Origin of the sequence: Rhizobium sp. 57MFTsu3.2, assembly GCF_012932765.1 — a bacterium.
In the GTDB taxonomy this organism is placed as follows: Bacteria; Pseudomonadota; Alphaproteobacteria; order Rhizobiales; family Rhizobiaceae; genus Rhizobium; species Rhizobium altiplani.
Window position 1 is genome coordinate 1 of record NZ_JDWI01000005.1, and the last position, 23,621, is coordinate 23,621.

Below are 23,621 nucleotides of genomic sequence, written 5' to 3' on the forward strand. Positions count from 1 at the left end.
GCCGCCACCGACATGGCCCTGTCGTCTTGGCAACAGAGAGCCCGTTTCACGCTTCAGGATAACAAGGTTATTCACAAACCGAGGCGACACACGGAAATGCCGAGACGCCTCGCGATGGGTGTTACCCTCTTCAACGAACGCAACAACACGGGAACGCAACTCGATCGGATGTGATTTGCCCATGACCGGTCTCCTTCCAGCTACGAAGGAATCACAAATCGGCCGATTCGAGAACCTGAATCAAAAAACGGGCGACGCGCTTTAGTCAATAATGCTGCTTCCATGTGCACAGGACTGATATCAGACCCAGAGATGACGATGGTGACCACTTGGGCCCAAGCGGTCACCTCGGCAAGACACGCTACCTTACCTACGGCAAACTAGCCAAGCAACAGGACCACGACCATCCCCCAGATCGTCAGCAGCGTGTTGCCGATGGCGTAGGTCACGGTGTAGCCCAGCGCGGGAACCTGGCTCTTTGCCGCGTCCGTGATCATGCCGAGCGCCGCCGTGGTGGTACGCGCTCCGGCGCAGGCACCGAACAGGATGGCTGGGTCGAACTTGAACAGGTATTTGCCGGTGTACATCGCCAGGAACAGCGGAACGGACGTCGCAACCACACCCCAGAGGAACAGGCTTACTCCAAGCTCCTTCAGCCCAGCGACGAAGCCGGGGCCGGCGCTGATGCCGACCACGGCGATGAAGACGTTGAGGCCGACCGAATTCATGAACCAGACGGTCGAGGACGGGATCCGTCCGAAGGTCGGATGCACCGAGCGAAGCCAACCGAAGACAAGGCCGGAAATCAGTGCGCCGCCGGCGGTTGACAGCGTCAGGGGCACACCGCCGACGTTGAGGACGAACGCCCCGACCAACGCGCCGAGGACGATCGCGGCGCCGATGAAGGCGACGTCGGCGACGTCGGTGGCGCGATCGGGGTAACCGATGTCTTTCGTCGCCGCGGTGATGTCCTGCGGGCGCCCGACGAGGGTGAGAATGTCGCCGCGATGGATCTTGGTATCCGGCAGGATCGGGATCACGGTCGCGGTCGCACCGCGAACGATCTTGCGCAGGAAGACGCCGCGCACCGTAGGCGACTTGGCGAGTTCGGACAGCGTTTTGCCGTCGACCGCCTTGGACGTGACGTAGATGTCGACGCCCTCGGCGCGGACATTCTGAAGCTCGGGATCGTTTACTTCCTCGGCGGCCTGGCCGAGCACCTCGACCAGCACGTCACGCGGACCGGCCACGGCGACGACGTCTCCGGCCCTGAGTACCGTATCGGCGGTCGCCTCCTCGATCCGGCCGTCACGGCGGATGCGCTCGACGAAAACGCGCGCGTCCGGCACCATCGCCTCGGCTTGCTTCGCGGTCATGCCCACGGCGCGGCCTTCCGGCTTGATAAGGTAGGCCCTGAGTTCGAAGCGGTGCCAGGCCGATCCCGCTCCGCCGAACTCCGCCGCGGCGCTGTGGCGCGCCTCGTAATCCTTGCAGGCGGCGACGAGGTCGATCCCGAGGAGCCGCGGGCCAACCAACGCCAGAATGACCGCCGATCCGGCGGTACCGAAGATGTAGGTCACCGCGTATGCGATAGGCATCGCGTTGAGCGTCGCCTGGGTCTGTTCTGCCGCCAGTCCGAGCCGGTTTATCGCGTCGGTGGCAAGGCCCATGGAGGCAGAGATTGTCTGCGAGCCGGCATAGAGGCCGGCGGCCGAGCCGACATCGTAGCCGGCGATCATTGCAACGATCACCGGAACTATCAGGCAGTAGATGCAGACGACCACGGAAAAGATCGCCTGCGGCAGACCGTCGGAAGCGATACCGCGCACGAACTGCGGTCCAACGCCGTAGCCGACCGCAAACAGGAACATCAGGAAGAAGACCGATTTGACGTTTGGCGATATGACGATGCCGAGCTGCCCGATGACCACGGCGGCGAGCAGGGTCGAGGTGACGGCACCGAGACCGAGACCCTTATAGGTGAACTTGCCAACGAAATAGCCGATCGCAAGCGACAGGAAGATGGCGATTTCGGGATATTTCTGAAGCGTTGCGGCAAACCATTGAAGCATGGTGGCGATCTCCGGCGTAGGATCTCTTCGGCTGCGTCTTCTACAAATCGAATAGCGACCCGCCCTACGGCTGAGCCGTCTCGCCCTTGGCGGCGCGGTAGGCCTGCAGATAACCTCGCGCCACCGCACGGATGGCCCTGCCGATCGAATCGTAGGCCTCGTCCGGCAGGTTGGCAAAGGACACGCGCACCGACCAGTTCGGCGCCTCGAAGCCCGATCCGTTCAGCACCACGATGCCATGGTCCTCGGCTAGCTTGAAGGCGATATCGAGCGGATGAACGTTCTCCTTCACCCAGTCCGTCACCTCGTCGCCTACATATTTGCGCGCCCAGTATTCATAGTCGATGATGCCGTAGTAGCGGTCGAAATAGGGGCGAGCCTTGAACTCGATCCCCATTCCGTTCATCAGCTTGTCGAACCGGCGTTGGCAGATGGCCATGCACGCCTTCTGATAGATCTTTTCCTCGTCCATCATTTCCACGAGGCTGAACAGCGACATCATCACCTGTTGCGGGAGCGACAGGCCGGCCGTGTGGTTCAGCGCCACATCGCGGCTATCGGCGACGATGCGATCGATGAACTTGAGATCGCGGGGATGCGGCGTCAGAGCCTTGTAGCGCGCGTCGAGAAGTTTTTGCGTGGCCTCGGGCATCTTTCGGAGCATCTTGTCGAAGATGTTGTCCTGGGCGACGGCGACGACGCCGAGGCGCCAGCCGGTGCATCCGAAATACTTCGAATAGGAATAGACGCCGATCGTGTTGTGAGGCAGATGGCCCATGACGGATTCGAAATTCGGCACGAAGGTGCCGTAGACGTCATCCGTCAGGATCATCAGGTCTGGGCGCTTTGATTTGACGAATTTGACCAGCCGGTCCATGCTTTCCGGATCGATCGCGACCGCGGAGGGATTGCCGGGATTGACGATGAACAGCGCCTTGACTGACTTGTCCTCGAGCGGTTTCAGGTCTTCCTCGGTCAACTGGAAACGGTCTTCCGCCTCCGCCGAAACATGGATCTGCTTCAGCGAATAGTCCTCGAGATGCGGCATCTCGAGATAGGGCGTGAAGATCGGCGTGACGAGCGCAATCGTATCACCGGAGTTCAGAAGGCGCGCATTCTTGAGCGCCTTGAAGATGTAGCACATGGCCGCGGTGCCGCCTTCGACCGGGTAGAGGTCGAATTTTGCGGTCGGGCGGTGGCCAGCGCACATGGCCCACATCAGATATTCATGAGTAATCGCTTCGTTGTGCACCAACGCGCGGTCGGGAACCGGATAGTGGTCGCCGATAATCGAATCCGTGAGTTCGTTGACGAACTTGTCAGGCTCGAAGGCGAATTTCTTGATGGCAAAATCCACCACAGCGTCGAGCGTCTCAGCGCCGGGCGTGTCCGGATCGCCCTTGCGCTTTTCCACCCATGCCTTCAACCGCTTGTAGCATCCGTCGACGGGCGGCATTCCCGCGAGACCCGCTTCTTCATCGAAGGAAACACGCTTGGCCTCGGTCAGCGCGAACTGACCGAGAAGGAAGAAAGCTTCGCGCGCCTTGGTTGCGATCCAGTTGGGGTTGCCTCGCCCGGCGTTGAGATATGCACGACCCGACTTGTCGGCCTGAGCCAGCCTGATGAGCTCGTCCTTGATCTCAAAGGGGCTGAGATCGACAAATTTTGCGTAGATTCCCGCTTCCGTCATTATCATTCCTCCCACTGTGGTATGCCTGCCGGGCACTGGACACATCGAAATGCGGACTTCGAGTTCTGCTAGTTGGAAAGGTATCCGATGAGATTGCAACGGCAAAGAATGTTACACCTTCAAGTGGGGTAGTATACGGTATCCTACACCCTTTAAGGCATGCATCACCGATGTGCTCTCACCCTTTTATCACTGCCGCATACCAATAAGAGCGCCGACAACCTCGACGCCACGGCGACAGTCGACGATATTGATCCGGACGATTTCGACGACGCAATGAAGGGTTTCTCCCGTCTGCAAGCTTCGTCCTAATACGAGACACGCGCCCCGGACCAAGCGGGAAGCCATTTCGCCGGCACTGGTTTTCGAGCGGGTAAGGAGCGCACATGCATTGACCAAGCATCGGAAGCAGAAGCCGGCTGGAGACGGTTAGCCTGGCCACTCGCTTCCGAGAGCCGATATCTCCAGGGCGTAGCCTATTCTTGGGGCCGCGACGTCGCACCCGCTCCGAATGGGGCTGCCACAGCCGCCGCGATTGATCGCGCGATGGCCATCTGGGCGTCGAGAATGCTTCGACCCTTTATATTGACGTCGTAGTCGCTCGACCACACGACTGCACTGTCTGCCCCCCGGACCAGGCGTGCGATTGCTCGCACATCATCAGCCTCCAGGCGTATGCTACCTTGCAGAGTGTATGTCGTGTCGGCGTTGGTTTTTGCGCCCTCAGTGACCACGACCAGTTCTTTGGACTTCACGAGATTGACGACGATTTCATTTTTCAGCCCACTCAGGACTTCATTCGAGACCCTCGTTTCTTCGTTGGTCGCAAAGGGCTTGACTAAAATCGTTGCCCTGCCGCCGCCCATGACTGGCTGCTTCGATGTAGTGTTATTTCTTTCGGTGAACGACGCCATCACCACGGCGGCAAGTACAATCATTCCAGCGGTGATCATAATCCAACGAGGCAATCTGCTTTCGCGCTTTGGCGGCTCGGTTGGCGGCTTCTCGGGCAATGACACGCCTGCGGCAGAGACCGTTTGCGCTTCATCTTCAGTCCTGGTGCCACCCTCAATCGCCCGTTTTGCGAAAGTTGGAACGTAACCGCCAGCCGGAACGGCAATCAGTACCTCATCCATTGAGCCGCTCGTCAGATAGTACCGCTCAAGTGCACTACGAAGCTGGCGTGCTGCCATTCGCACGCAAGGATCATTCATCGCATCGAATGACGCATCACGTCCGAAAACGCTGGTTGCAATAGTGAATGCCTTCAGATAGGCGGCGCGTCCTTCGAGGGTCTCGTTCACGATGAACTGCAAAAATCTGCGCCCGCGATCGGGGAGAATGAAGTCTGGGCTCGACAGTATGCGATCCAACTGTTCTCGGACCTCGCCGGGAGAGGGGTGCGAGTGTACGCCGTCGGGTTGACTTCTCATCTGGGTCCTTCCGACAAGTGGACAACTAAAGGCATGTCGATGCTAGATTATCGACATGTCGTGACATGGCAATTGGCTTCCTTAAACACGCCAAAAAAAAGGCCGCGCAATTTCACGGCGGCCAGAACGGGCACGGAAACAGAACATACCGTAATTTACTTCCGCGTGGGCGCGCGGTTGTTACACTGTTATCGGGTAGAGGATCGCCAATGGGGAAGGATTGGATAGAGGAAGACGGCTGCCGTGGGACCGCGCAATCTGGATTGCGTCGGTTGATGCTCAAGCTGCCTGCGCAACGCCAACTGCTCCAGAAACTGCCCGCGTCCAGTTCATGGCCGTTCTTTTGCAATCTTCTTGAAGCCTACGATGAGGGTTGCGTCGCACTGGAAGCCTTCCGGCGTGATGGTGCTGACCGCTTTTATATCGAGGAGTACGAGACGATGGTCGCTGAATTGGAAGCTGATATCGTCAGGGACCTTGCGCGCGTCGTTTGGCCACCGGACCGGTAGAATAGGATGTCGGGAAAGACAGAGGCCGGGGGAGGCTGCAGCTCGAAAACCATCGGTCGAGGAGGAAGTGAGTAGGCTACAGACGGTCTGCGGTAAACTACCGTATTTTACTTCGCATGTCGCAGCCGTTGAGTGATCCTGAGTTCGGCCCGCTAGGGCTGTGATGCTGTCCCGTCGCGCACGACGCCGGCTAGCTACGGCTCCGCTTAAGGGCTAACGGGACGGAATGCCAGATACCGAGTCTAGGCTACACTGGCGACAATAGTCCATTCGCGACCTGGGACTAATGCTGACGTTGGCCTGAAATGGATGGGGGTCGGTATACGGCTCCCCTCGCCTTGCAGTGCTTTTAGAAGCTGGCGACCTCCAGCAGGCCACTCCAATCGTCTGTGCAGTGACAATTCGTCAACTGTAGCGAATCTTCAATAAAAGGGTGTTGGGAGCATCAGATGCCAAAAAAAACCGCAGACAATCAGTCTCTGCTGATGCATTCGGGGCGTGCCGACAACTGGCGCGAGGTCACGTCTCTGGCCGACGCGTGGGCCGCACAACGGGGAGGGCGGGAGGCGCTGGAGGCAGCGCTCGCCGCCATAGAAGCCGTAGAGGAATACCACGCTTATCCCGGTGCGCGATTGCGCCAAGCCCTGGCCGAGCGCATTGCTTCAAACGACCCCAGCGGCGCGGCCAGACTGGCTCGGCGCATCTCCAACGGCCTTCTGACGGATGCCTATCGCAGCCGTCCCGAGGAGTGGGATGTCAATGACCACCTGTCGCCAAACGAGGTGGTCGATATTATGCCGCCAGCCACGGGTGAGGCTCGTGCTCATCGCCCCTATTTCGAGGTCCTGTTTGTCAACAGCCAACCGGCGGCGCGATGGCCCGCCTTGGCCGGTGAGCTCCGCAGGATGCGCCGTCACGAGGATTCCTTCATCTACGAGCCCATCTTTGTCGGCTCCTTCGAGGATGCGGTTTGCGCTGCGGCATTGAACCCATCTATCATCTCCGTCGTCCTTGCGGAGGGATTCCCTTACCGCTCGCGCCACGACGCGCCAGTGTTGCGCTCCGTCCTAAATCCGCTGCTTGGCGAGGCGGAAAGCCCCGAGGTCTCGGCGCTGCACTTGGCACGCATATTGAAGCGGATCCGACCGGAACTCGACATTTACTTGCTGTCCGACCGGCAGGTCGAGAAAATTGCCGGTGATCCGGCGGCGGATTCGATACGGCGCATCTTCTATTCCGTCGAGGAACCGCTGGAGCTGCATCTCGCGATCATCGAAGGCGTGCAGGCACGGTACGAGACGCCCTTCTTCGACAACCTGAAAAAATATGCACGGCGACCCATTGGTACGTTCCATGCCCTGCCCATTGCTCGCGGCAAGTCTGTCTTCAAGTCGGACTGGATCCGCGACATGGGCGAATTTTATGGCCTCAACCTGTTCTTAGCAGAGAGCAGCGCGACAACGGGCGGCCTCGACAGCCTTCTGGAGCCTACCGGCAACATCAAGCGATCGCAGGAAATGGCTGCCCGTGCCTTCGGTGCCGACCACGTCTTTTTCGTTACCAACGGCACGTCCACCTCCAACAAGATGGCCGTCCAGGCGCTGCTGGCCCCGGGCGATATCGCGGTGGTCGACCGCAACTGCCACAAATCGCATCACTACGGCATGGTTCTAACGGGTGCGCAGCCATACTACGTCGAGGCTTTCCCGATGACGGAATACTCGATGTACGGGGCAGTACCACTCGCAACCATCAAACGTGCATTGCTGGCGTTGAAAGCGGAGGGGCGGCTCAATCGCCTAAAGCTGCTTGACCTGACCAACTGCACCTTCGATGGGCACATGTACAATGTCAGGCGGGTGATGGAGGAGTGCCTTGCCATAAAGCCGGATCTGATCTTCCTCTGGGACGAGGCGTGGTCGGGATTTGCCCGGTTCTCTCCCTTCCTGCGACCTCGAACCGCCATGGGAGCCGCGGCCGATATCGAGGAATGGTTGCGCGATCCCGCCTCCATCAGTGCCTATGAGAAGCAAAGCGCCAATCTCGGAGATAACCCTTCCGACGAGACACTTCTGGCCACCCGGCTGATCCCCGATCCGCGGCTTGTACGCCTTCGCGTCTATCAGACAAACTCGACGCATAAGTCGATGTCGGCGATCCGGCAGGGCTCCATGCTCCTCGTCAAGGATGTGGACTTTCATACGGTTGAAGCTCAGTTCCACGAGGCAGTATTCACGCATGCATCAACGAGCCCCAACCAGCAACTGATCGCCAGCCTGGACGTCGCGCGTCGACAGATGGAACTTGAAGGCTATGGCCTGGTGATGAACGCAATCGAGATTGCGTTGAAGATCCGTCGGGCAATCAATGAGCATCAGCTGATCTCGAAATACTTCCGTGTCCTCGGTGCCGACGAGATGATACCAGCTGCGTACCGCCAGTCGGGCTTCCAGGACTACCTCGCGCCCGGCTCGAACTGGGCCACCGCGGTCAAAGCGATGCAGGAGGATGAGTTCTATCTTGATCCGACGCGCATGACGCTTGTCTGCGGAACCGCTGGTTTCGACGGAACGCAATTCAAGGGATTGCTGGCGAGCGAGTACGGGATCCAGCTCAACAAGACGTCGCGCAATAGCGTGCTACTCCAGTCGAACATCAACAACACGCGTAGCGACGTGGCCCACCTTATCCGCGTTCTCGTCGAGATTTGTCTCGGCATTGAGAAGCGCCTCGCCGACGGTGGACAGGCAGAAAGAGCCGCCTTTGATGCGCGGGTCAAATCCCTGATGACTGACGTGCCGGACCTGCCCAATTTCAGCCATTTCCACGAAACCTTTCGGGGTGATGCGGGTAAAACAACACCCGAAGGCGACATGCGGACCGCCTTCTTCAATGCCTACGACGCCGCGCGTTGCGAGTATGTGCCGCTGCTCGGTGCTGAGTGCGATCGCAGACTGCGGGAGGGACCGGAAATGATTTCGGCCAATTTCGTCATACCCTATCCGCCCGGGTTTCCGATCATGGTGCCGGGTCAAGTGCTGACGCAGGAGACGATCGATTTCATGCGCAAATTGGATGTGAAAGAGATTCACGGTTACGAGAGAGCCAGGGGGCTAAAATTGCTCAAACCGAAGGCTGCAGGCGCAAAGCGCTGAGTCATTGCTTCAGGAGCGCTGGCTTCGCGCTCCCTAATGCCGCCTCGCTACGGCATGCCTTAGCGAGGCACTGCTGACTTCTGGCGTGCGGATAGTTGGCGATCATATCTGGCCTGAAGAAGGGGAGAGGGGGCAATCTGGTCATGTCTTGGGTCGCGCAATTCCTCGTGAAGTATCCGGAACTCGCAGTGTTTCTTGCGATCAGCATCGGATATTTGGTCGGGGGCATCAAACTCGGAGGTTTTACCCTCGGACCCGTCACAGGCTCGCTTTTTGCGGGCATCCTGATAGGTCAATTCGCCGACGTCCCGATTGCCGCCATGGCCAAATCTTTCCTGTTCCTTCTGTTTCTCTTCGGCATTGGCTACTCTGTCGGACCTCAGTTCATGCAAGCCTTGAAACGAGATGGTCTCAAGCCAGTATTGCTTGCCGTCGTTGTATGCGTGACCGGGTTGCTGACGGCGGTAGCGGTTGCCAAGGCTCTTGGTCTTGATCCGGGCTTCGCGGCGGGACTCGTTTCGGGCGCGCTGACCGAAAGCCCGGCCATGGGCACGGCAACCGAGGCGATCAATGGGTTGGCACTGACGGAAGCCGATCGCGCGAGGCTGGTGGCACATATCGCAGTCGCGGATGCGGTGTGCTATATCTTCGGCGCCGTTGGAGTGATCCTGTTCTGCAGCGTCGTCGGTCCGAGGCTGATGCGCATCGATTTGCGTGCAGAGGCACTTAAGCTGGAACAGGAACTCGGGATATCTCGCAAGACGCCCGGCGTGGCATCTGCCTGGCATCGCTTCGAATTGCGCGCCTATCGGATCGCGGACGCTGCGCCGATCGCTGGTCTGACATTGACGGCCGCGGAGGCGAAATTTCCCGAGCACAGGCTCTTTGTCCTGCGCCTGCGACGGGGGAGCACGATCATCGAGGCGGAGACGCAGATGGTGATTGCTGCCGGCGATGTCGTGGCCGTCTCAGGGCCGAGGGAGGCACTCGTGGCCGTGCTTGGCCCACGCGCCGAAGAGGTCGAGGATCGTGAACTTCTTGATGTCCCGATACTCGGGGCAGACGTGCTGTTGACCAACCGTGAGCTTGCGGGCCGAAAGCTCGATGACATTGCCAAGGAGGGGTGGACACGTGGTCTATATCTGCGTGCCATCAGCCGTGGCGGCGCGGCGATCCCCGTGGGGCCGGGGATCCGCCTTGAGCGAGGCGACATTTTGCGCCTGGTCGGGCCGGAGGCGACGGTGTCGCGTGCGGAAAAGCAGATCGGTGTCGTTATCGCACCGATAACGACGACGGATTTCTTCGTTCTCGGTCTTGCGATATTCTTTGGTGGACTTGTCGGCATCCTCGTCACCTTTCCGATCGGCGACATGCGGATTTCGTTGAGCACGAGTGTGGGCACGCTGTTGGCGGGGCTGCTGGTTGGGCATCTGCGCACGCGCTTCCCCCTCTTCGGGCGGATTCCAGATGCTGCTGTATCGCTTATGACTGCGCTCGGCCTTGCCGCGTTCGTCGCAATGACGGGGCTGCACGCTGGACCGCTGTTTGTTGCTGCAATCGCCGAAGCGGGTGTGGGGCTTCTGTTTGGCGGCATGATCGTCACCATTGCCCCGATGATTGTAGGGCTCTATTTCGGCCGCTACGTGCTTCGCATGAACCCCATCCTGCTACTCGGGGGGCTGGCCGGCGCGCAGACGATGACTGCCGGCATGGCGGCCGTCCAGGATCGATCGGGAAGTACCGTTGCGGTTCTCGGATACACACCGGCTGTACCCATCGGCCATATTCTCCTCACGACCTGGGGGACCTTGATCGTCAACATCGTCGCGAATTAACGGGTATCCCAAAAAGCTACTATCTGTGTTGATCGCAATTGCCAGTGGCCATGCGTATTGAACCGACGGCGATTTGGTCACTCTACCGCCCCCCACGTCTCGCAGGCGCGATCAAGTGACAAAGCGCCCTGTCAGGCACGTAGCCTTCGAACCAACCTTCGAGGTTCGGACCTTATGTTCTGCTGCCTTTTTCGCTGCCAACTGGGGTGGCGAAACGATTGGAGCAAGTCGCGAGGGTGGCAATTCGGGAGCGTTGTAAGGGGAGGTACGCGACAACAGGTTCCCGGCATCCTATTCCAGTGCAGGTTCAGTTCAGGCAGAGTGTGAGCCACGGTCGGGGTCGCACGCAGATTGGCCAGTGCGACCAGTTCGCCCTTGCGCTTACGGTCGAATTCGTCCCGGTGCATCCAAAAGGATCGTCTCCCGATCATCTGTTTCTTGCCGAAGCGCGAGCGACGCACCGACCTGCCTAACCTCCAGCACTGTGCGTTACGCATCGCGAACGGGGGCAGTGCAACGTTTCCGGTTTCGGATTGACACCGACCGCCGCCGGGGCCGGCGACAGCGACCGTGGTCGCCGGACGACTGGCTGCTTCCTGCGGCGGCGATCACGGAAGCGATGGTCGTAAGACCGCATTGAGTTCTTCAAATGGTTTCCGCAAACACGGCGACAGTTTACAATGCCCAGAAAAATGGCTCCGGGCCCGCCATTTCGCGCAGCCGCGCTTGAAACAGCACTTTCATCTCGCGGAAATCCTTGAAGCCCACATGGCGGACAAATCTTGAGACTGATGTCGGCGATACGCCACACAAGGTTGCAAGCGTCTTGCTGCTCTCGAAGGCGACAATCTCAGGATTCGCCAGCGCGAAGCGTGCCACCTGTCGAAGCTGATCGGGAAAATCCAACTGGCCGCTCGCAATCAACTGGTTGAGATGATGATAATTGTGCGGCGCCGTCCGCCGTGCGGAAATGTCTATCATGTTGACCTCGTGGGGTTTGTGGGGCGGAAGCGCAAACGCTGCTGTGCGGTCGCTTCCGCCACCATCGCGCCCTGGTCAGGCGCTCGCATCCGGACGACGCCTTGGCTCGCCGAGGTTGATGGCGGCGTTGCGCAACAGCTCGACAGATTTGCGCATTCCCTCCATCGGCGACATCATCAAGTCCTCATGCTCGATCGACAGCACGTCGTCGTAGCCGACCTGCTTGAGCGCCGTACAGAACTGCCGCCACCAGGTTTCCCCATGGCCATAGCCAAGTGTGATGTAGTTCCAGGTACGTTCGGCGTAGCGGTCGCCGGGACGCGGGTCGAGCACGCCGTCGATGGCCGCGGGCACCGGTTCGACGCGGGTGTCCTTGGCGTGGACATAGTAAATGGCCGAACCGAGCTGGCGGACCGCGGCGATCGGGTCGGCGCCCATCCACATCGGATGGCTCGGATCGTAGTTGGCGCCTACGGTCTCGCCCACTGCATCGCGCAGCTTTATCAGCGTGTGGACGTTGTAGACGGCCTGGTGGCCATGCAGTTCGAGGCACAGCTTGTGGATGCCGAGGTTGTTGGAATAGGCGACTAGATTGCGCCAATAGGGGATCAGCTTTTCTTCCCATTGGTATTTCTGGATTTCGAGGCATTCCGGCGGCCAGTCGGTGATGATCCAGTTTGGATTGGCATCGCCGGGGCCGCCCGGCAACCCCGACATCAGGACGACGCGGTCGATGCCCAGGAGGCTTGCGAGCTTGATAGTCTTCTCCGTCACCTTGTGATGCTCGGCGCCCTTCGCCCCCGGATGCAGCGGATTGCCGGAGCAGTTCAGGGCGGCGATCGTCATGCCGTGATCCTTGACGGCAGCGACGAATTCCCGGCGCGTCGTGTCACTATCGAGCATGGCATCGAGGTTGATATGAGGTGCGCTCGACCAGTTGCCGCAGGCAAATTCGAGGGTCTCCAGCCCGAGTTCGGCCGACGCCCGCAGCATGTCCTTGAACGACAAGCCGCCGAGGCTGTCGGTGATCATTCCTATTTTCATCGTATCAATCCCAGTCTTAGAACTTGATCGGTTCGAAGCGGCCGGACTTTGCCGACGCAAGGGCGGCTTCGCAGAGGATCATTGCCTTGCGTCCGTCGCTCGCGCCGACATCCGGCTTCTTGTTGGCAAGCACGCACTCGATGAAGTGATCGAGCTCGGCGTAGTAGGAGTCCATGTAGCGCTCGACGAAGAAGTAGAGCGGCTTGTCGCGCGATACGGCCTCGGAGCCGAAGGCTTCAACCGAGGTCGGCATGCGGTTGCCGGCTCGCAGCATGCCGTTCGAACCGTGTACTTCGATGCGTTGGTCATACCCATAAACGGCGCGGACACTGTTGTTGATATGGCATTGGCGGCCGGAGGCGGTGCGCAGGACGAACATCGCGGTGTCGTAATCGCCGTGCTTGGCATAGTAGGGCAGTACCAGGCAGGATCCGGTCGCAAACAGCTCGACGGGCTCCTCGCCGAGTAGGTTGCGCGCCATGTCGAAGTCGTGGATCGTCATTTCGCGGAAAACACCGCCGCCGCCGGCAAGCGCTTCCTCGGTCTCCGCCTCAGGGTCGCGGCTGGTGATGATCACCTGTTCAACGGAACCGATCTCGCCGGCATCGAGACGCTCCTTGAGAGCGCGGAAGCTGGGGTCGAAGCGGCGGTTGAAGCCGATCTGGAACAGCGCGCCGGCCTTTTCGATTGCCGCGAGGCATTCATCTGTACGGCCGATGTCGAGATCGATCGGCTTCTCGCAGAAGATCGCCTTGCCCTTCGCCGCTGCCACCATGGCAAGCTCGGCATGGGTCTTGGTGGCCGAGGCTATCATCACCGCCTTGATGGTCGGATCCGAAAGCGCCGTCTCGGTGTCGACGATCTTCGCGCCTGTCTGCGCGGCGATGCGTTGCGCCGCTTCGGGGCGCGGGTCGACGATATAACGAAGCCGTGCCTTCGGATGGCGCGCAAGGTTTCCTGCATGGACGCTGCCGATCAGGCCGGCGCCAAACAAACAAATGTCGATCATTTCAGTTACTCTCTCCTCGGGCCGGTTCGACCGGCCATTGATGGACAATGCGGACCTCGATCCGCGGCTATTTGACCGCTCCCATGGTCAGGCCACGCACTAGGTGGCGTTGTACGAGCAGGGCGAAGACGACGATGGGCAACGCTCCGATCACGCCGGCCGCCGCCATGGATGCCCAATCGGTGTCGATGCGGCCGATCAAAGTCGCCGTGCCGCGCGGCATGGTCATGGCCTTTGGGGTGGCGGTCAGTGCCAGGGCGAACATGAACTCGTTAAAGGTCACGATCACGGCGAAGATGGCGGTTGCGGCAATGCCAGGAGCCGCCAGCGGCAAGGTCACTCGGCGAAAGGCACCGAACCGGGAGTCGCCGTCGACCATGGCGGCCTCCTCGAGGTCGACCGGAATTTCTCGGAAGAAGCTTTCCATCATCCAGACGCAGAAGGTCACGTTGAAGGCGGTATAGGTGATGATCAGGCCGAGCCACTGGTCAAGCAGGCCAAGACGCAGCATCAGCAGGTAGACCGGGATCAGGATTACCACCGGCGGCACGATGCGCAGCGTCAGCAACAGCAGGCCGATCTTGCGTTCCAGCAAGAAAGGCAGACGAAAGCGGGCCATCGCATAGGCGCCCAGCGTGCCGAGAACCAAAGCGATGGAGACCGACACGGTTGTCACTACCAGCGAGTTGGTCAAATAGGCGCCGAAGTTCTTCTCCGAAAAGAGCCGCAGATAATTGTCGAAGGTCGGTACATGGGGGTAGAGCGTGCCTTCCTGCGTGATTTCCTTGTTGGACTTAAGCGATGTCGAGACCAGCCAGTAGATTGGCACCAGGACGATGAACACGATGAACGACGTCACACTGGCCCTTGCGAGACGGGAATTCATTCCTGAGCCTCCTTCTGAAGAAGACGAACGGCCGTAAGCGCCATGGCGAGCACGATCAGTCCGACAGTGACGAACATTGCCGAGGCGTATCCGGTTTGTTGAAACTTGAAGGCGGTATCATAGCCGTAGATCGAGACGAGCTTGGTCGCTTCGCCGGGGCCGCCGCGGGTCAGCACGAAGACTTGGTCGAAGGTCCCGAAGGCGTCGATCGTCCTGAGCACGATGGCGATAGCTAGCACCGGTCGCATCATCGGCAGCGTCAGATCGACGAAGCTGCGCCAAGCGCCCGCACCGTCGACGCGGGCCGCTTCGAACGGTTCCTGCGGCAAGGATTGCAAACCTGCGAGCAGGATGAGGAACATCAGCGGCGTCCATTCCCAAACGTCGAGAACAACAAGACCGATGAAGGCGTTGACCGGATCGCCAAGGATCTGGACCTGACCGCCGCCAATCGCCACGGAGAGGGCCGTGATCATGCCGGCGTCGCTGGCATAGATCAGACGAAACAGGATCGCCACCACGACAGGTGTGATCACCATCGGTATGATGAGTACCGTTCTGAGAAGTCGGATGCCTTTGAATTCGCGGAGGCAGAACAATGCCAGCGCAAAGCCGAGCACGGTCTCGATTGCCACCGCCAGGAAGACGAACCTGATACTCACCCACAGAGCGTTGAGGAACTGGTCGTCGCTCCAGAGGCGCACATAGTTATCCAGCCCGGCCCAGCCAACCGCCGTGCCGTAGCGGTAGGCTTGCACGCTGGCGCGCAAGCCGTCCCAGAATGGATAGACCAGGACGCAGAGCACGACCAGGACCGCGGGTGCCAGCATCAGGTAGGGCAAGGCAAGATCTAGTCCGGCGCCCTGAAGCCGTTGTTTGGTCAGGATCTGGCCCTTCGGGTTCATTGATAGTATCCCGCCCTTCGGGTTCATTGATAATATCCCGCCTGAGCGAGGTATTCCTTGACCTCATTGGCCGCTGCGTCCATCGCGGCTCCGCCGCCAGAGCCGGCCTGAAGCGCTTTGTTGAGCTCGATGCCGAGCAGCTCCTCAACCTTTGCCCATTCCGGCATACGCGGCCGGGGCAGCGCGCCGGCGTCAAGCTGCTGGAGCGCGACCGGGATCAAACGATTGCCGGGCTTGGCGATGCCAAACGCGCTGCGCTTGACCGGGATCATTCCGGCTTCGGCGACCTTCGCCTGGGTATCTGCGCTCGTATACCACTTGAGGAATTCGATCGCGTTCGCCTTGTTCGGCGCCGACTTCGGTACGCCGGCTATGAAGATCCCGAGCTGTGAAATGGCCTTCACCTGCTTCGGAACAACCCCGAAGTCGAGTTTGCCGACCACCTTGGACTGGGCCGGATCGTCGGACTTCAGTGCATTGCCGGAATATTGGATGATCGCGCCGGCATCGCCGCCAAGGATGGCCGCCCCTTCCTGATCGGAGTCGAATTCGACCACGCCCGCCGGAGCGTTCTGCTTCATGGTGCCGACGAAGAAGTCAGAGGCGGCCTTACCGGCTTCCGAGTTGAACGTCGGGTTCCACTTGTCATCGAAGAACTCGCCGCCGAACGACAGGAAGATCGAATACCAGCTGGTGACGATCGAGTTGCCGGCGACGCCGCGGAAGACGACCGGATACTTGATCTTGCCCGACGCGACGCCTTCCTTACCTTTGGAGATCACCTCGTCCCAGGTCTTCGGCGCTCCGTTGGTATAGACATCGTTGCGATAGGTCAGCGTCTGCAGATCGCCGATGAAGGGCGCGCAGATCAGGGTCGGCGTTGCATCCTTGAATGCGGCGACACGCGGGCCGCTTCGTGGCGGCCAGAAACCCATATCGATTAGCGGGCCGATCCAGTCCTTGTCATCGACGCCAAGGCCGGCGGCGCCCAGATCCTCGAGCACATTGGCTGCGCCGAATTGCGGTACCCACGGATCGTCAAGCAGATAGAGGTCGTATTGCCCCGCGCCGTTCTGGGCGTCGGCGAACCACTTCTCGAGGGTCACGCCGTATTCGTCTTCCAGGAAGTCGATGTCGAAGCCTGCTTCCTTGGCAAGCGGGATGATTTTCTGCTTGAAGGGGGTCAGGCCGCCATCGGCGAACGCGCCGATAATAACTTTCTTGCCGGCAGCCTTAGCAGGCGCCGGAATGATCAAGGTACCGATGCTGGTGGAGGCGAGTGCCAGCAAAACCGTTGCCTTGAGTAGGGAACGGCGGGATGTCGTCAGGTAGGATTTCTTATCGTCCGTCATGCTCTGTTCCTCTCTGTTTTTTCCACTCTATGAACAGCGGTTTTGCCAGCCGTATCGAAGAAGCAGGCATTGCCGACATCGAAGGAGACGCCAATGTGGTCTCCCACCGACGCCCGGAAGCCGCGATCGGCGCGCACTGTCAGCCGCCCGCCGTCGACACGCACATCGACCAGGGTTTCGTTGCCCATCGGTTCGACCACGTAGATTTCACCGGCCATCGAGCCCGTGACACCTGGCTCAGTTAAATGCAGATCTTCCGGCCGAATGCCGAGTTCGGTAACACTGGCTGCGCGGCAGGCCTCAAAGCGCTCACCCCTGATCGCGAGGCGGGCGCCGCCGACCCGGATGTCTGTTCCGTCCGCCTTGACCGGCAGGACGTTCATCGGCGGATTGCCGACGAACGTGGCGACGAAGCGGTTGGCCGGGCGGTCATAGACTTCGGCTGGCGCCGCCAGCTGCTGCAAATCACCACCGTGCATGACGGCGATCAGATCTGCCATCGTGAGGGCTTCGGCCTGGTCGTGGGTAACGTATATCGTCGTTGAGCCGAGGCGCTGGCAGAGCCGTTTAATCTCGCCGCGCATGGTCAGGCGCAGACGGGCGTCGAGATTGGACAATGGCTCGTCCATTAGGAATGCCGTCGGATTGCGGACAATTGCACGGGCAAGGGCAACACGTTGCCGCTGGCCGCCGGAAAGCTGGCGAGCGCGCCGGGTCAGTAGATGGTCGATCTCCAAGATCGCGGCAACCTCAGCGATCTTGGCCTTGCGCTCGTGATCGGGCATGCCGCGGAGCCACAGTGGGTAGCCGATGTTTTCCTCAATTGTCATCTGCGGGTAAAGCGCATAGCTCTGGAACACCATGGCGATGTCACGATCGCGCGGCTGCAACCGCGTGACATCGCGTTCGCCGATCAGCACCTGGCCGGCGGTCGGCATTTCGAGGCCAGCGAGAATGCGTAACGCCGTAGTCTTGCCGCAGCCCGACGGACCTAGCAGTGCAAGGAAGGCGTGGTCGGGCACGCTGAGGTTGAGGGATTTCAGGACGTTGAACGCCCCGAAGCTCTTGACGACACCGTTGTAGCGAACGGAACTCATGGCCACCTCGTCAGGTTGTTTGGCAATTGGAAGCCGGGATACCTCGATCCGCGACGGTAAGCCCGGCCTCGATCGCCATGGCGCGAAGGTTGCGGTAGCCCATCGTTGCATAGGTGAGGGGATGGGCCTTGGCGGGATCCTGTTCAGCCTCGACAACCAGCCAGCCGGAGTAACCGGCATCGGCCAGGATCTTGAGTAGCGTCGGATAATCTTGCGCGCCGTCTCCCGGCACCGTGAAGATGCCTTCCATCACGGCGTGCATGAAGCTCCAGTCTTCGGCGCGGGCGCGCTTCAGGATCTCTGGCCGGACATCCTTGCAGTGCACGTGGACGACGCGGGCGACGTGGCGCTGCAGCAACGCTTTCGGGTCGCCACCGGAAAAGGCGCAGTGACCGGTGTCGTAGAGCAGGCCGAAGGCCTCGCCGGTATTGGCCATCAACTTGCCGATCTCGTCGTCGGTTTCGACGATCGTGCCCATGTGATGGTGGAAGGCCATCCGCACGCCGAAATCGGCAAAGCGTTCCGACAGCGTGGTGATCTTGGCGCCGTAAGCTTTCCACTCGTCGTCGGCGAGATGCGGACGTTGCGAGATCGGGTCGTGGATGGCGCCGTGGCGGCCACGCGAGGTGTCGGCGTAGACCACATGCTTGGCGCCGAGGTCGCGCAGCAGCGTCAGATGCGGTAGGATCGCCTCGAATTCCTGATCGATGTCGTGGTCGAGGATGCGGCCATCGTACCAGCCGGAGACGAGGTCGAGCTGATGCTGCTCGAGGATCGGGCCAAGCTCAGCGCTCTTGCGCGGGAACTTGCCGCCGAGCTCCGTGCCCGCAAAACCCGCCTTGCGGGTTTCCGACAGGCACACCTCCAGGGGGGTGTCTCCACCGAGTTCCGGCACGTCGTCATTCGTCCACGTGATCGGATTGATGCCAAGCCTTACTGTCATACGAGTTGTCTTTCCAATAATAGATGCTTCACTTGACGCTCCCTCTTCCTCGCGGTTGAGGGTCGCCCTACTACGCTGGCCGGAGCGCCGCATATCGAAACCCGGTGCGATTCGACCAACTGCAGGCAAGGATGGTGGGGAGATACATCTGAAGGTGCACGCCGAACCCTCCCAGCCGCGCTACCTCAATGCGAGTGTAGATCCCCCTCCAGAAATCACCCTCGATCTGCGGTTAGACTACACCTATCTGTAACCTGCACGAGTTCCAGTTTGGCGGAAAAATTAGGAACCAGTTGTCAGTGGTCGTCGGAAGACGTAGCGTGGCACATCGTCTGGTCCACGTCAGGAAACGCCTGTGTCATCCGCACGCTGTCTCCGCCAATCTTTTCCCCTCGACATGATTGCTGTCGATCGAACCAGCGAGATGTCCCTGCATCGGCAGCTGCACCGCGCGCTGGTGAAGATGATCCAGGACAGGACGCTTGCCGCCGGTACGGCCTTGCCGTCGACGCGCGAACTCGCTGCCGATCTGGCTTTGGCCCGCAACACTATCATCGCGGCCTATGACCAGCTCGTCACCGAGGGCTATCTCGTCAATCGACAGGGCGCTCGCTATGTCGTAGTGGATCTCCCTCTGTTGCCGAAATTGCAGACCCCGTCGCTGATCATCCCAAGCGAGCGGACTCTGTCGGTGCGAGGCATGGCATTGATGCACCAGCCGTTCCACCATGGATCGCCGGGATGCTTCGCCTTTCATCCGGGCATGCCCGACGCTCATAACTTTCCCTTTGGCGTCTGGGGTCGCCTGCTGGCGCGGCGGGCCAGCTTCGCCGGAGACAGCTTGTTCGGGACCTACCACGTAACAGGCTTGCCTGAACTGAAGGAGGCGATCGTCGGCTACCTGGCCTCCTCGCGCGGTGTCATCTGTACCAAGGAGCAGATCGTCATAACCACAGGCGCACAAGCGGCCTTCGATCTTCTGGCGCGCCTGCTGCTCGATCCCGGCGATCGGGTGTGGATGGAAGAGCCAGGCTACTACGGTGCCAAGGCGGCCTTCACTGTCGCTGGCGCCGATGTCCGTCCCATGCCGGTCACCCTCGAGGGATGGCAGATGGGCCGGCCTCCGAAAAACATCCGGTTGATTTATGTGACACCGGCCTGCCAGCATCCCCTTGGAACGTCAATGCGCATGGAGCAGCGGCTGCAGCTGCTGGAGCTCGCGGAAAGAAGCAATGCCTGGATCATTGAGGACGATTTCGACGGCGAATATCGGTTCCAGGGCCGACCGGTTCCCGCCGTGCATGGAATGGATCGCTCCGGCAACGTCATCTACGTCGGCACCTTCGCAAAACTACTCTTTCCGGCGCTTCGTCTCGGCTTCATGGTCCTACCACCGGGCCTCTGCGATCGCATCCACCCCGCCCTCAGCACAACAGGACAGTTTCCGCCGCTCTTCCTGCAGGCAGCGCTCGCTGACTTCATCGTCGAGGGACACATGAGCCGACACCTGAAACGCATGCGGCGGATCTATGCTGGCCGCCGGCAATTCTTCTATTGGATCTGCGAGGAGCGGCTTTCCGACTACATGCAGTTGCTGAACGCCGAAGCGGGCATTCAGGTCGTTGGGCACTTGCGCAAGGGCCTGAGCGACATCCAGATCGGCGAAGCCGCGACAAGGCTCGGCATCAATGTATCACCGCTGTCGAAATACTATCAGCATGAGACACCCATCCAAGGGCTCGTGCTGGGATACGCCGCCTGTAACAAGTCGCAAACGGAACTGGGGATCGGCCAGCTGGAACGAGCGTTCGAGGAACATGTCGGCGTTCCGTCCCATTCCTAGTGATAGTGGTACCATCAAACTTGTTTGAAACGGCACTTCTGAAGATACCGAAATCTGAGTAGCTTTCCTTCAACAGCAGTCGCTTACATGGGAGAGTTGCGATGTACTACTATGGGCAGGAAGAAATCGATGCACTGGCAAATGTCATCCGATCCGGCGTCCTTTTTCGGTATCACGAAGGTAGCCAGTGCGAGAAGTTCGAGAGCCGTTATTCCAACTTTCTCGGGGTCAAGCATTTCTCGTTGGCGGTGAGTGGCTCTTATGCGCTGTCGGCCGGACTGATGGGCCTCAACATCGGTCCGGGTGATGAGGTGATCATTCCCGCCCACACCTATATGGCGACCGCAACGTCGGTTCTCGCCGTTGGCGCGATCCCGGTAATCGTCGACATCGACGAGAGCGTGACGATCAGCCCTAAGGCCATCCGCGCAGCCATTGGGCCGCGAACGAAGGCCATCATCCCCGTACATATGTGGGGCGCCGCCTGTAACATGGATGAGATCATGGCTATCGCGGAGGAGTTCAACCTCTTCGTGCTGGAAGATTCGTGCCAGGGCGTCGGCGGCTCTTACAAAGGACGAAAGTTCGGCTCGATCGGCCATGCTGGCGCATTCAGCTTCAACTACTTCAAGAACATGAGTTGCGGCGAGGGTGGTGGTCTTGCCACCAACGATCCCCAGGTCGCCGAAAGGGTGCGATGCGCCATCGATCCGTGCCACTACTATTGGCAGGGCCGAACCGACAGCATAAAGCCGTTTGCAAGTAATGGCGCCCGTGCCTCGGAATTCATGGGGGCGCTCCTCAACGTTCAACTCGACCGCATCGACGGGTTGATCTCGAGCATGCGCAGGGAGAAGAAACGCATCATCGCCGGTACTGCGAGCCTCGACAATCTCGGCCTCAGATTAAGCCCGATGAACAGTCCGGACCACGATTGCGCAACACACGTCATGTATCTTCTGCCTAACGCCGAGGCAGCAAACCGGTTCGTCGAGGTCTTCCCGGCCGTAATCGCCGGTAAGACCGGCCGCCACACCTACACCGAATGGGACCAGGTACTGCAGCACGAGGGCGCTTTCCACCCGGTCCTCAACCCCTACAATCTGATTGAAAACCGCGAATGCCGTCGTGAATATTCGCGAGACATGTGTGCCTCGTCGCTGGATATCCTGGCTCGCACGGTCATGGTCCCGACCGATCCGCTCCGAGTACCGGAAAAGACCGCCGATATCATCCATGACATTGCGGAAGCTGCACGTATCGCACTCACCAACGCTGCCCCGGCGTCTGCCACCGTTCGCACGTCCGGCGCCGTCGACATTCAGAAATACACCTGACGGGGCTGCATTCCAGCGGGGCTGCGTTGCTTAATCACATTCATGCAACGCAGCCCCTGTCTTTTGACCGCAGGCTTTCCTGGAACGCGGCCCTAAGCCGCTCCAATCCTTTTTGCCGTTCGGTTGAGCCAACACCGGTATAGCCCATGATGATGCCCTGTTCCGGCGGCGAATGACGGTAATGCGGCGAAAGCGGGCTGACGTCGACCGCGTGCGCGGCCGCCAACCCGCAGAATTCCACGTCCGACATCGGCATCTTGAACCGGCCCACAACTTGCATGCCGGTATCGATCTGTTCGACCGACAGCCATTCGCCGAGATAGGCGTTGCATTCCCGGACGAATTCGGCCTGACGCTCGGCATAAATGCGTCGCATCTTTGCGAGGTGCTTTGCAAAGAAGCCCTCCTCGATAAAATCCGCAAGTGTCGCCTGCAGCAGAAGAGGCGGGTGTTTGCCGGTAATGCTGACGGCCGCGTCGAACGCTTGGCTCAGGCGCGCCGGCACGACGACAAAACCGATGCGGAGAGCAGGGAACATCGTCTTGCCGAAAGTGCCGACGTAAAGAACCGTGCCGTTTTTGTCGAGGCCCTGCATGGCAGGGATCGGTTTGCCGCGATAGCGATACTCGCCGTCATAGTCGTCTTCAATAATCCACGCGTTCAGGTTTTCTGCCGCGTTCAACAACTCGAGGCGATTTTCAAGACGCATCGCGAGCCCCATCGGCCATTGACAGGATGGCGTGACAAAGAAGAGCCTCGGATTCAGCTCGAAGGCGGTGCGAACGGACCATCCATCGCGGTTGACGTAGAGCGGGATCGGAACACCGCCGGCCGCCAGCATCGCGCTGAAGGCGCCGGAATATCCGGGCTCCTCGTAGCAGAAGGCGTCACCTTCATCGAGGAGAAGGCGCGCGCAGAGGTCGAAGGCCGACTGCGCCCCGGTAACGATGATAACTTGCGACGGCGTGCACTCGACGCCGCGCGAAACCCCAAGATAGTTGGCAATTGCCGTTTGTAGTCTCGGGTGACCCGAGAGCGAATGATAGCCAAAGATCTCCTCGTGGGGGTAACGGGCATGCCTCTTCAACAGGCGGGCCCAAGTGGAAAACGGAAACTCCCGAATATCGGGAAAGCCCGGATGAAAAGCGATTTGCCCGGGAACGGTCTGATCCTTCGGCTGGCGGACAATGACGTTGCCGCGCCGCGACAGTTGCGGAAGATGCAGTTCGTCCTGCTGGGAGTCCGGTTTCTTGGTCGGTTCCGGCAGATCGCTGATCCACGTTCCCGAGCCTGACCTGCATTCGACATAACCCTCCGCCAGCAAGGCGTCATAGGCGGCGATCACAGTATTGCGGCTGATGTGTAGCTCGTCGGCAAGCGTGCGGCTGGAGGGCAGCCGCGTGTTAGCCTTGAGCTTCCCGCTCAGGATCAGACGGGTTAGTTCGTTGTAAAGCTGGCGGTGGAGCGCCGTCTCGGCGTCGGCGTCAAGCGTCAGCAGATCTAGGGAAAACTGCATTCGCTTTCGCATGA

At 60.0% G+C, this 23,621-nt stretch carries 17 protein-coding genes; 5 read left to right on the top strand and 12 right to left on the bottom strand.

Annotated features, from left to right (window positions below):
- Window positions 1-380 precede the first annotated feature (380 nt).
- The 3 genes from aspT (AF71_RS07345) to AF71_RS07355 all read right to left on the bottom strand — a co-directional run bounded on the left by aspT (AF71_RS07345) (window position 381) and on the right by AF71_RS07355 (window position 5,135).
- A complete protein-coding gene (aspT, locus tag AF71_RS07345) occupies window positions 381-2,072 on the bottom strand; it encodes an aspartate-alanine antiporter (RefSeq protein ID WP_169680669.1) in 1,692 nt (563 codons plus the stop codon).
- Window positions 2,073-2,136: 64 nt separating this feature from the next.
- Window positions 2,137-3,762: a bifunctional aspartate transaminase/aspartate 4-decarboxylase gene (locus AF71_RS07350; protein WP_169680671.1), complete on the bottom strand. Its 1,626-nt coding sequence runs from the start codon at window positions 3,760-3,762 to the stop codon at window positions 2,137-2,139.
- 476 nt (window positions 3,763-4,238) lie between these two features.
- Window positions 4,239-5,135, bottom strand: a complete 897-nt coding sequence (locus AF71_RS07355) for a hypothetical protein (protein ID WP_246733605.1) — start codon at window positions 5,133-5,135, stop codon at window positions 4,239-4,241.
- 335 nt (window positions 5,136-5,470) lie between these two features.
- Here AF71_RS07355 and AF71_RS07360 point away from each other — a divergent pair, with 335 nt between their 5' ends.
- The 3 genes from AF71_RS07360 to aspT (AF71_RS07370) all read left to right on the top strand — a co-directional run bounded on the left by AF71_RS07360 (window position 5,471) and on the right by aspT (AF71_RS07370) (window position 10,694).
- Complete coding sequence (locus tag AF71_RS07360; protein WP_246733615.1) at window positions 5,471-5,704, top strand: nodulation protein; 234 nt, start codon at window positions 5,471-5,473, stop codon at window positions 5,702-5,704.
- A gap of 449 nt (window positions 5,705-6,153) precedes the next feature.
- Window positions 6,154-8,859 carry a decarboxylase gene (locus AF71_RS07365; protein WP_169680674.1) on the top strand — a complete coding sequence of 902 codons (2,706 nt, stop codon included), beginning with the start codon at window positions 6,154-6,156 and terminating at the stop codon, window positions 8,857-8,859.
- Between the two features lie 95 nt (window positions 8,860-8,954).
- Window positions 8,955-10,694 carry an aspartate-alanine antiporter gene (aspT, locus tag AF71_RS07370; RefSeq protein ID WP_246733606.1) on the top strand — a complete coding sequence of 580 codons (1,740 nt, stop codon included), beginning with the start codon at window positions 8,955-8,957 and terminating at the stop codon, window positions 10,692-10,694.
- A gap of 675 nt (window positions 10,695-11,369) precedes the next feature.
- Here the strand turns inward: aspT (AF71_RS07370) and AF71_RS07375 are convergent.
- From AF71_RS07375 to iolE, 8 genes are all read right to left on the bottom strand, one after another.
- Window positions 11,370-11,675 carry a MurR/RpiR family transcriptional regulator gene (locus tag AF71_RS07375; protein WP_025659238.1) on the bottom strand — a complete coding sequence of 102 codons (306 nt, stop codon included), beginning with the start codon at window positions 11,673-11,675 and terminating at the stop codon, window positions 11,370-11,372.
- Between the two features lie 75 nt (window positions 11,676-11,750).
- Window positions 11,751-12,719, bottom strand: a complete 969-nt coding sequence (locus AF71_RS07380) for a sugar phosphate isomerase/epimerase (RefSeq protein WP_169680676.1) — start codon at window positions 12,717-12,719, stop codon at window positions 11,751-11,753.
- 16 nt (window positions 12,720-12,735) lie between these two features.
- Window positions 12,736-13,728, bottom strand: coding sequence for an inositol 2-dehydrogenase (iolG, locus tag AF71_RS07385; protein ID WP_169680678.1), 993 nt, complete (start codon window positions 13,726-13,728; stop codon window positions 12,736-12,738).
- A gap of 67 nt (window positions 13,729-13,795) precedes the next feature.
- Window positions 13,796-14,614, bottom strand: a complete 819-nt coding sequence (locus AF71_RS07390) for a carbohydrate ABC transporter permease (protein WP_025659235.1) — start codon at window positions 14,612-14,614, stop codon at window positions 13,796-13,798.
- Entirely contained in the window at window positions 14,611-15,519 is a 909-nt protein-coding gene (locus AF71_RS07395) for a sugar ABC transporter permease (RefSeq protein WP_169680680.1), read from the bottom strand. Before AF71_RS07395 ends, AF71_RS07390 begins: the two co-directional genes overlap by 4 nt.
- A gap of 23 nt (window positions 15,520-15,542) precedes the next feature.
- A complete protein-coding gene (locus AF71_RS07400) occupies window positions 15,543-16,871 on the bottom strand; it encodes an extracellular solute-binding protein (protein ID WP_025659233.1) in 1,329 nt (442 codons plus the stop codon).
- A complete protein-coding gene (locus AF71_RS07405) occupies window positions 16,868-17,968 on the bottom strand; it encodes an ABC transporter ATP-binding protein (RefSeq protein WP_025659232.1) in 1,101 nt (366 codons plus the stop codon). Before AF71_RS07405 ends, AF71_RS07400 begins: the two co-directional genes overlap by 4 nt.
- Window positions 17,969-17,978: 10 nt before the next feature.
- On the bottom strand, window positions 17,979-18,911 hold the full coding sequence (iolE, locus tag AF71_RS07410) for a myo-inosose-2 dehydratase (RefSeq protein WP_025659231.1): 933 nt from the start codon (window positions 18,909-18,911) through the stop codon (window positions 17,979-17,981).
- 355 nt (window positions 18,912-19,266) lie between these two features.
- Here iolE and AF71_RS07415 point away from each other — a divergent pair, with 355 nt between their 5' ends.
- The gene (locus tag AF71_RS07415) at window positions 19,267-20,754 is read left to right on the top strand and encodes a PLP-dependent aminotransferase family protein (RefSeq protein WP_169680682.1); all 1,488 of its coding nucleotides are present in this window, start codon (window positions 19,267-19,269) and stop codon (window positions 20,752-20,754) included.
- Between the two features lie 101 nt (window positions 20,755-20,855).
- Window positions 20,856-22,091, top strand: coding sequence for an aminotransferase class I/II-fold pyridoxal phosphate-dependent enzyme (locus AF71_RS07420; RefSeq protein WP_169680684.1), 1,236 nt, complete (start codon window positions 20,856-20,858; stop codon window positions 22,089-22,091).
- A gap of 40 nt (window positions 22,092-22,131) precedes the next feature.
- Here the strand turns inward: AF71_RS07420 and AF71_RS07425 are convergent, their stop codons facing one another.
- Complete coding sequence (locus tag AF71_RS07425) at window positions 22,132-23,607, bottom strand: PLP-dependent aminotransferase family protein (protein ID WP_246733607.1); 1,476 nt, start codon at window positions 23,605-23,607, stop codon at window positions 22,132-22,134.
- Window positions 23,608-23,621 lie beyond the last annotated feature (14 nt).